Consider the following 9,026-nt stretch of genomic DNA (forward strand, 5'->3'; position numbering starts at 1 on the left):
TAAAAACTTCAATGATTATTGATGGGAAAGAAAATTTTGTTGTATTTAAATTTTATAATAAAAACAATGATTGGAAAATTTATGATGTAGATATTTTTGGCATTAGCATTATCCAAACTTACAGATCGCAATTTAAAGATATATTGACAAATGCGGATTTTGATACTTTGTTAGATAAATTATCAAATGTTCATTTTGAGTAATGTTAAGTAAAATTATCAAATTTTTTTTAAATTTTCCTAAGATTACTTTAGGTGTCGGTTTAGCTTTTTGTTTATTTTTTAGTTTTTTTGCTAAAAATTTAAGTGTGGAGGCAAATGCTGAAAGTTTGCTTTTAGAGCATGATGAGGATTTGAAATTTTATAGAGAATTTACAAATCGTTATGGCAGTGATAACTTTTTAATGCTTGCTTTTACTCCAAAAGATTCTCAAGTATTTTCTCAAAAAAATTTAAATTTGATAAAAAATATGAGTGAGGAACTTGCTCAAATTCAAGGAGTAGAAAGAGTATTTTCTATAGCTAATGCCCCTTTGCTTAGAAGTTCTAAAAATAAAGAATTAAAAGAATTAATAAAAAATATTCCTAATATATTTAGCATTGATGTTGATATAAATTTAGCTAAAGATGAAATTTTAAATCACCCTTTTTATAAAAATAATCTTATTTCAAAAGATGGAAAAACGGCTGGAATTTTAATTTATTTAAAGCCTGATGAAACTTATAATACATTGATTAAATTACGTGATGAAGCTAAAGATAATAAAGAAAAAGAATCTTTTAGAAAAATGATTAAAAATCATCAAGAAAAGATGAGGAAATTTAGCCAAGAAAGATTAAATCAAATTAATAATATAATATCAAAATATAGTCAAAATGATGATTTTTTACATCTTGGTGGCGTAGAAATGATAGCTAATGATATGATTTCTTATGTAAAATCAGATCTTAAAATTTATGGTCTTAGCTTGATAGGGCTTTTATTTATAGCTTTGTGGTGGTTTTTTGGTTCTTTGAGGTGGGTGTTTTTAGCTTTAGGAATTTGTATTATTTCTTTACTTACTTCGAGTGGAATTTTTGTTCTTTTAGGTTTTGATATTACTATAGTTTCTTCAAATTATGTTGCTTTGGTTTTAATTATCACGGTTTCAGTGATTATTCATTTGATAGTTCATTTTATAGAAAATTTACAAAAACATAAAAAATCTAGTATTTATAAGGTTTTGTTATCAACTTTACTTGATAAAGCTAGTCCAAGTTTTTACGCTATTTTAACGACTATAGTTGGATTTTTAAGTTTTATCTTTTCAGATATTGAGCCTATTATAAAACTTGGTATTATGATGAGTCTTGGGATAAGTGTAAGCTTGCTTTTAGCTTATATATATTTTGCAAGTATTTTGATACTTTTTCCAATAGTAAAAGTTAAAAAACTTGATAAAAGTTCGCTTAAATTTTTGACATTTTGTGCCAATGCTAGTTTAAATCATAGAAAAATTATTTATTTAATTAGCTTTGTTTGTGTAATTGTTGCAATTGTTGGAATTTTTAAAATTAAGGTTGAAAATAGTTTTGTAAATTATTTTAAAGATGAATCTAGAATTAAGCAAGGTTTGCTTGTTATTGATAGAGAACTTGGCGGAACTATGCCTTTAGATGTGATAATAAAATTTCCAGATACTAAAAATCACAATGATATTCAAGATGATTTTGAAAAAGAATTTGATGATTTAGCACAAAATGATAGATATTTTTTTAGTAGTGATAAAACAAGAATTGCTGCTAAGGTGCATAATTTTTTAATCAAACAAAAATACGTAGGTTCAGTGCTTAGTTTGCAAAGCTTGCTTGAGCTTGGAAAAAGTATTAATGATAACAAGGCTTTAGATGATTTTGCTTTGGCATTTTTATATGAGAATTTAGATGAGGCTTTTAAAAGACAAGTTTTAAATCCATACGTAAGTATCAAAGATAATGAGTTAAGATTTAGTATGAGAATTTTAGATAGTGATCCTACTTTAAGGCGTGATGAATTCATTAAAAAACTTGAGTATGATTTAAAAGAGCTTTTGAAAAATGATGATGTAAAGGTAAAAATTAGCGGTATTATGCTTTTGTATAATAATATGCTTCAGAGTCTTTTTTCAGCACAATTTGATACTTTAATTTTTGTTGTTTTTGTAATCTTTGTGCTTTTTGTATTTATTTTTAGAAGTTTTTTTTATGCTTTGCTTGCTATTGTGGCAAATGTTATTCCTTTGGCTTTAGTTTTTGGTTTAATGGGGTTGTTTGATATCCCCTTAGATATAATGAGTATCACAATAGCTGCTATTTGTATAGGAATAGGTGTAGATGATATGATCCATTATATCCATCGTTTTAAAGAAGAATTAAAATATAAAAATTTACAAGAAGCTATTAAAGCTTCGCATTTAGGTATAGGCAGTGCGATATATTATACTAGTTTTACTATTATTTTAGGGTTTTTAGTTATGGTAAGTAGTAATTTTATCCCAACAATTTATTTTGGCTTATTAACCGTTTTAGCAATGAGTTTGCTTTTGTTTGGTTCTTTATTTTTATTACCAAGTTTTATTGTAAGTTTTTTTAATTTTAATCAAAAAATTCAAAAATACTTTCAAAATAACAAATAAAGTATCTTATGGTAGTTTTTCTAAAAGTTTAAATATATATTTTGAAAGCATTAAAGCTTTTAAGCGGTGGGATATTTGAATTTTTATTTTTTCATCAAGCTCTCCTAGTGTTTGATTAAAGCCTTGAGGAATAAACAATGGATCATACCCAAAGCCATTATTTCCTCTTAAAGTATCAATAATCATTCCATACATATATCCGTGTGTGCAAAAATTTCCATATTTAGAACTTATGGCAATGGCTGCTGTATAAAATGCTTTGCTTTGTGAAAGATTTTTTTTATGCAAGCTAGATATAATTTTTTTATTATTAGCACTATCAGTGCCTTCTTTAGAATATCTTGCAGAATATATTCCAGGGGCATTATTTAAAGCTTTGACACTAATACCACTATCATCACTTAAAACTATAAATTCATCTTTTTTAAGTGCATTAAAAATGGTTGAGGATTTAATTAAAGCATTTTCTTTAAAGCTTTTTCCATTTTCTATAATTTCAAAAGGTTTAATTACCTCATTTAATGAGTAAATTTCATAAGTATTTAAGATTTTTTTTATTTCTTGAATTTTATGTGTATTAGAACTTGCAACGATAATTTTTAATTTATTTTTCATTAAAACTCACTTTTTATTATAAATAGCTTTTAAAAAAAGTTTATCAAAATCATAGTAAAATTATTCTTTATGAGGAGGGTGTATGATAAAAGCAGTTTTACCTTTGTCTTTTATAGTTGCAACTAGATTTTTTGGATTATTTATAGTTTTGCCAGTTTTAAGTTTGTATGCTTTAGAACTTAAGGGGGCTAATGAATTTTTAGTAGGACTTTTAGTAGGTGTTTATGCACTAACTCAAATGATTTTACAAGTTCCATTTGGTGTGATTTCTGATAAAATTGGGCGTAAAAAAACTATGCTCATAGGGTTGATAATTTTTATTATAGGCTCTTTAGTATGTTCTTATGCAAATGATATTTATATTATGATAATTGGTAGGCTTTTACAAGGTGCTGGTGCTATAGGAGCTGTGGCAACTGCTATGATAAGTGATTTTATTAATGAAGAAAATCGTGGTAAGGCTATGGCTATTATGGGGTCTTTCATAGGAATTTCTTTTGCAGCTTCTTTGATAATTTCTCCTTTAATGAGTGCTAAATTTGGACTTTCTAGTTTATTTGATCTTAGTGCTATTTTAAGTTTTATATGTATTATTTTACTTTTTAGCATTGTGCCAAGAGAACACGCTGTGCATCATAAAAATACAAAAACTCCATTAAAAATGCTTTTAAAGGAAAAAAATTTAGCATTGATGAATTTAACCAATTGTATGCAAAAAATGTTGATGAGCATAGCATTTTTAAGCATTCCTTTAATATTGGTTAATAATTTTAATTATCCAAGTGAAAATTTATGGTATGTGTATGCAAGTTCTATGGTATTAGGACTTATTGCTATGGGATTATCTGGTTCTTTAGGTGAAAGAAAAGGATTTAGTAAAGAAATTTTACTTTTAGGTGTTGTGTTTTTTATCCTTTCTTATATACTTTTTGCTATTGCTAATAATGCTTTTGTTTTTATGATAGGTGTTGTGGTTTTTTTTATAGGATTTAATTTACACGAACCTATTATGCAAAGTTGTGCTAGTAAATTTGCTAAAGTTAATGAAAAAGGTGCAGCTTTAGGTATATTTAATTCTTTTGGTTATTTTGGAAGTTTTTTAGGTGGCGTTGTAGGAGGGTATTTTTTACATCATTTTAGTTTAAGTATTCTTGCTTTTATTTTAATTACTCTCTCTGCGGTATGGCTATTTTTGTTATTTTTTTTACAAAGTCCGGCTGATTTTAAAAATATATATTTATCATTAGATATTCAAAAAGATTTAAGTATTATTAAAGCTATCAATGGAGTTGTAGATGTGTATAAAAATTCTAAATTTTTAGTAGTAAAATACAACAAAAGAATTATCAGCGAAAAAGAAATTTTAGCAATTATTGATAATTAATAATTGCTTTATACGAAATGTTTTTCATTTAAAATTATATATAATTTTAAAGTAGAAATAAAAAATGTTAGTATTGCAGGACCTAAAATAATACCCCAAAAACCAAAGCTTGAAATTCCAGCTATCATTGCAAAAAATATCAAAAGTTCATTAATTTGCGTTGGAATTTTAACTAGTTTTTTGTTGATCCATTTGAGAATATAAGGCTTAATTAGAGTATCTGCTATAAATGAAATTGTTATTATGCTATATAAAAATATTATTAAGGCTGCGTGTAAATTTCCATTAGCAAATTCATATAATGAAACAGGAACATATACCAAAGCACCTCCTACAACTGGTAATAAAGAACTAAAGCAAAATATTATTCCCATTAAAAAAGCGTCATAGCCATAAATTTTTGTAATGATACCAAATAAAATTCCTTGCAAAATAGCATTTAAAACCATAGAATAAAATACTACAGACATTACATTACTTACTTCACTTAAGATTCCTTGAGTTTCTTCTTTTTTCATAGGTATTATAGTTTTTATATAACTAATTATCTGGGAACCATATAAATTTGCAAAGAAATAAAATATACAAATTAACACCATATCAGTTAAGAATTTAGTGCCAAATTTGGTAGCACTAGAAAGATAGGTCAAGATATTTTTTGATAAAGAATTCAAATCAATACTTGTTAGAATTTCTTTGATTTTTGGCTCTATAAAGCTTAGAGTTTCTGGTAATTGGAGATTATAATTTTTAAAGTATTCTATAGTATTGTAAATATAATTTATATCGAAATTTTTTGCTGCTTTAGCAAGCTCTATAATAGCATACACAAAAGGAATAAAAAACAAAGCTAGGGTAAATAAAGTCGTTGCAAGAGCAGCTATAACTTTTTTATCTTTAAAAATCATAAGAGATTTGACATTGATATTTGAGGTAGAAACAGCCATTAAGCTAGCTATAGCTATATTCATTAAAAATGGCTTAAAAAGATATAAAACCCAAAATAAAACAATTAAAATAAAACTTATTAAAAAAAATTTACTATTTTTCATCAAATAACCCTTTATCATACTTTAGTTTTAAAATATCAAAACTCTTTAAGCTCGCTATCCTACCTTTAGCCGTTCTTTCTATATAACCATTAGCAAGTAAATAAGGCTCAACTACATCTTCTATAGTATTTTCATCTTCACTTAAAGCAGCAGCTATACTAGAAAGTCCTATAGGTTTTCTTTTAGCATCGATTAAAAGTTCTAAATACCTTAAATCCATAGCATCAAAACCAAGCTCATTTACCCCTAAAGAATTTAGTGCTTCTTTTGCTCTTTTTTCATTGATAGTATTTTCATCATTAACATCTGCAAAATCTCTCACACGTTTTAATAATCTTAAAGCTATTCTTGGAGTAGAACGACTACGTTTGGCTATCTCTAAAGAAGCTTCTTTTTCACAAATTTTATTAAGTTTTGTAGCAGCTTTTTCTAAAATAATAGCAAGTTCATCATTTTTATAAAATTCTAAACGAAATTGCATACCAAAACGATCTCGCAAAGGATTGCTCAACATACCTGCTCTTGTTGTTGCTCCTATTAAAGTAAATTTTGGTAAGTCTATTTTTATAGTTTGTGCTGCTGGCCCACTGCCTATTATTATATCAAGACGATAATCTTCCATAGCAGGGTAAAGCACTTCTTCAATAGCTGGACTTAAGCGGTGAATTTCATCTATAAAAAGGATATCGCCTTCGCTTAAATTTGTTAATATTGCTGCTAAATCTCCGCTTTTTTCTATCATAGGAGCTGCGGTTGTTTTGATATTTACTCCCATTTCATAAGCTATAATATTTGCTAAAGTTGTTTTTCCAAGCCCTGCAGGCCCACTAAAAAGTATATGATCTAAGCATTCATTTCTTTTTTTAGCTGCTTTAATAAAAATTTTTAAATTTTTTTTGATATTTTCTTGCCCTATATATCCATCAAAGCTAGAGGGTCTTAGTGAATTTTCATAACTTTCATCTGGTGTAAATTTTTCAATTTCTACAATTCTGTCCATAATTATTACTTAATATAAATTTAAGTTAAAATACTAGCAAAATATAGTTTTAAATTTGATAAAAAGCTTATATCTTTGCAAGATTAATCTCGTAAAGATATAAATAAATTGTCAAAAATCTTTGAAAATTTCTTCTAATCAATTTCTAAATTCCTCATTTTTTATTCAAACATTTTTAATAAAATTTGTTATAATTTCTAGTCTATAACGAATATTAATGGTTAAAAATGGGAATTTTAGAGCAGTTAGAAAGAGATTATGAGCTTGAGGAAATTGAGCGTTTTTTATATTTTTTTAGAAGTCTTTGTGATATTTTAGAACCTTTAATCGTAAAACTTAGTAGCAGTAGTGAAAAATACAAAGAAGCTTTGAAAGATTTAGAACAAAATATCCACAATGTTGTATGGGCAGCTAAAAGACTAAATCTTGAAGAGCTTGTAAATTTTGGCACTTTTTGTGAAGAAATCACAAAACAAGCTTTAAAATTTGAAGGTCCAGCTAGTGATGAATTTACAGATTGGATGCTTTTAATAAGTGATCAATTTGAAAAATATTGTTGTAGCTATGAAAATAATGATGCTGTTTTAGCAGTTTTTAATCCTTTAATTGCTAATGTTCCAGATAAAATTTCTAAATAATGGGGACGACTTGGCTTCGACAGGAGTAGAGTGGCCTTGGTGGCATGTCGCTTTAAGCAAAGCGTAAAAAGCTTAAAATTAAAATTAAACGCAAACAACGTTAAATTTGCTCCTGCTTACGCTAAAGTTGCGTAAGTTCAGTTGAGCCTGAATTTTAGATGATACTATCTAGTTTAAAATTTAGTCATCTTTGATAGTGTAGATTAAAAAGTGACAATTTTTAATCGAAATTAAAGTCTTAGTCTAGCTTGAAATTTTGGAAGGTGAGTTTAGCTAGATGAAATTTTCACCTTTGCTAAACATGTAGATACTGCGGTTGTTTTATTTTTGGACAGGGGTTCAATTCCCCTCGTCTCCACCAAATTTTAAGTTTATGTATCGATTTATTAGAATTTAATATTTTTATAATATAATCTCATCAAAGGTTCCTTGCTACTGATAAGACTTCAAGGAAGGCTTCTTTTTAGATAGGTAGTGAGGTCTTTCAATAATACTTTGTTATTCTTTCTTTCGTTACAATTTCTTCATCTAAAATATATTTTTTTATTTTTTCATAAAAATATGTATCATTTTTTTCATATTTTCTTTGTATAGCCCAATTGATGTAGTCAATAAGCTGTAAATTAACACTAGAGGCACTACAATGGTGAAAAATATCATATCTTATATTTAATTTATTATTAGTTATATAAGTATTTACTCCATTTTTTATTGCTTTAATTTGGGTTTGTTTATTTTTTTGAACGGGTAAATTGTCTGTTATTACTATAAAGTTTTTTGATGTTTTAAGTTTTTCTAGTAGTTTTATGATTGCATAACTCAAATTTTCAGCGTAAAAATTAGATTTTTCTTTTATTTTTTCAGGCATGACTTTTGGTTTTTCTAATATATAAGAATAGATTTGTATATCATTGTCTTCAAATTTGGAGATTAGATTAAAAAGATGTTCTCTTATGTGCTTGTTATCTTCACATGCATGAAATTTCTCTATATCTAGTCTATTATTTAAAGGATTTAAGTTTCTTTCAAGTAAAGAATATCTATAAGATGAGATAGTTTCGTGTAATTTAAAAGGACGCTTTTTAACTAAAAAGCTAAACATGTAGTATTTAGAACCTTTTTCACTAAAATCCATATCTCCAGATTCATCTACGAAAAAATACAAAACATCTTCAAAAGATTCCAAAAATGACTTTTCATTAATTTTAAAATCTATATTCTCAACTTCATTAATATTATCAAAACTAATAAGATTTAAAATTTTTATAATTTCTCTACGAATATTTTTATCACAATTGTTAAAATCAAAAATGTATTTAGGGTTTACTTTAAAAGTTATCTTTTTCCATATTCCATCAAAGGAATACTCTAAATTTGTATCCTCTAGCTTATCTGCTATATCAAAGTATCTTTTTTGTTTTAGTAAATTTTGAATAAGTTTTATAGCTTTATTATCTGATATATCCATGTTTTATCTTTTTTTGAAAATAAAAGTATATTATATTTGATTCTAATTTAAATTACAATATAAAGCCCAATATAAGCATTTTCTTAGTATTTTAAAAAGTTCTTTTTGTTATTATTTTGAAAAAAATACTAAGGTATTCTATGAATTTTTATGAAGAAATTAAAAAATATTTAAATAATAATCTTTTCACAAATTATACTTTAGAAGTAGATTTTC

Annotated in this window: 8 protein-coding genes and 1 other RNA gene; 5 read left to right on the forward strand and 4 right to left on the reverse strand. The window is 26.2% G+C overall.

Annotated elements, in window-relative coordinates; translation table 11 throughout:
- A partial coding sequence (locus QZ429_RS06810) for an ABC transporter substrate-binding protein (protein WP_291953133.1) occupies nt 1–203 on the forward strand: 203 nt, incomplete at its 5' end.
- A complete protein-coding gene (locus QZ429_RS06815; protein ID WP_291953135.1) occupies nt 203–2,653 on the forward strand; it encodes an MMPL family transporter in 2,451 nt (816 codons plus the stop codon). The genes QZ429_RS06810 and QZ429_RS06815, both read left to right, overlap by 1 nt.
- A gap of 6 nt (nt 2,654–2,659) precedes the next feature.
- Here QZ429_RS06815 and rdgB read toward each other — a convergent pair whose 3' ends face one another.
- Complete coding sequence (gene rdgB / locus QZ429_RS06820) at nt 2,660–3,268, reverse strand: RdgB/HAM1 family non-canonical purine NTP pyrophosphatase (RefSeq protein WP_291953137.1); 609 nt, start codon at nt 3,266–3,268, stop codon at nt 2,660–2,662.
- A gap of 82 nt (nt 3,269–3,350) precedes the next feature.
- On the opposite strand from rdgB, the gene QZ429_RS06825 reads away from it, so the two are divergent.
- Entirely contained in the window at nt 3,351–4,652 is a 1,302-nt protein-coding gene (locus tag QZ429_RS06825) for an MFS transporter (protein ID WP_291953139.1), read from the forward strand.
- A gap of 8 nt (nt 4,653–4,660) precedes the next feature.
- On the opposite strand, the gene QZ429_RS06830 is transcribed toward QZ429_RS06825, so the two are convergent.
- Nucleotides 4,661–5,704, reverse strand: a complete 1,044-nt coding sequence (locus tag QZ429_RS06830; RefSeq protein ID WP_291953141.1) for an AI-2E family transporter — start codon at nt 5,702–5,704, stop codon at nt 4,661–4,663.
- The gene (gene ruvB / locus QZ429_RS06835; RefSeq protein WP_291953142.1) at nt 5,694–6,704 is read right to left on the reverse strand and encodes a Holliday junction branch migration DNA helicase RuvB; all 1,011 of its coding nucleotides are present in this window, start codon (nt 6,702–6,704) and stop codon (nt 5,694–5,696) included. Before ruvB ends, QZ429_RS06830 begins: the two co-directional genes overlap by 11 nt.
- A gap of 227 nt (nt 6,705–6,931) precedes the next feature.
- On the opposite strand from ruvB, the gene QZ429_RS06840 reads away from it, so the two are divergent.
- Complete coding sequence (locus QZ429_RS06840) at nt 6,932–7,342, forward strand: histidine phosphotransferase (protein WP_291953143.1); 411 nt, start codon at nt 6,932–6,934, stop codon at nt 7,340–7,342.
- Between the two features lies 1 nt (nt 7,343).
- Nucleotides 7,344–7,703: a transfer-messenger RNA gene (ssrA, locus tag QZ429_RS06845) on the forward strand.
- 123 nt (nt 7,704–7,826) lie between these two features.
- Here ssrA and QZ429_RS06850 read toward each other — a convergent pair.
- Nucleotides 7,827–8,810, reverse strand: a complete 984-nt coding sequence (locus QZ429_RS06850; RefSeq protein WP_291953144.1) for a DUF3800 domain-containing protein — start codon at nt 8,808–8,810, stop codon at nt 7,827–7,829.
- Nucleotides 8,811–9,026 lie beyond the last annotated feature (216 nt).

Source organism: Campylobacter sp., assembly GCF_020024835.1.
Classification (GTDB): Bacteria; Campylobacterota; Campylobacteria; order Campylobacterales; family Campylobacteraceae; genus Campylobacter_D.

What these genes read in the sequence shown, in the direction of transcription:
- QZ429_RS06850 (WP_291953144.1), bottom strand. Translation starts at nt 8,810, where the DNA reads ATGGATATATCAGATAATAAAGCTATAAAACTTATTCAAAATTTACTA.
- QZ429_RS06825 (WP_291953139.1), top strand. Translation starts at nt 3,351, where the DNA reads ATGATAAAAGCAGTTTTACCTTTGTCTTTTATAGTTGCAACTAGATTT.
- QZ429_RS06840 (WP_291953143.1), top strand. Translation starts at nt 6,932, where the DNA reads ATGGGAATTTTAGAGCAGTTAGAAAGAGATTATGAGCTTGAGGAAATT.
- rdgB (WP_291953137.1), bottom strand. Translation starts at nt 3,268, where the DNA reads ATGAAAAATAAATTAAAAATTATCGTTGCAAGTTCTAATACACATAAA.
- ruvB (WP_291953142.1), bottom strand. Translation starts at nt 6,704, where the DNA reads ATGGACAGAATTGTAGAAATTGAAAAATTTACACCAGATGAAAGTTAT.
- QZ429_RS06815 (WP_291953135.1), top strand. Translation starts at nt 203, where the DNA reads ATGTTAAGTAAAATTATCAAATTTTTTTTAAATTTTCCTAAGATTACT.
- QZ429_RS06830 (WP_291953141.1), bottom strand. Translation starts at nt 5,704, where the DNA reads ATGAAAAATAGTAAATTTTTTTTAATAAGTTTTATTTTAATTGTTTTA.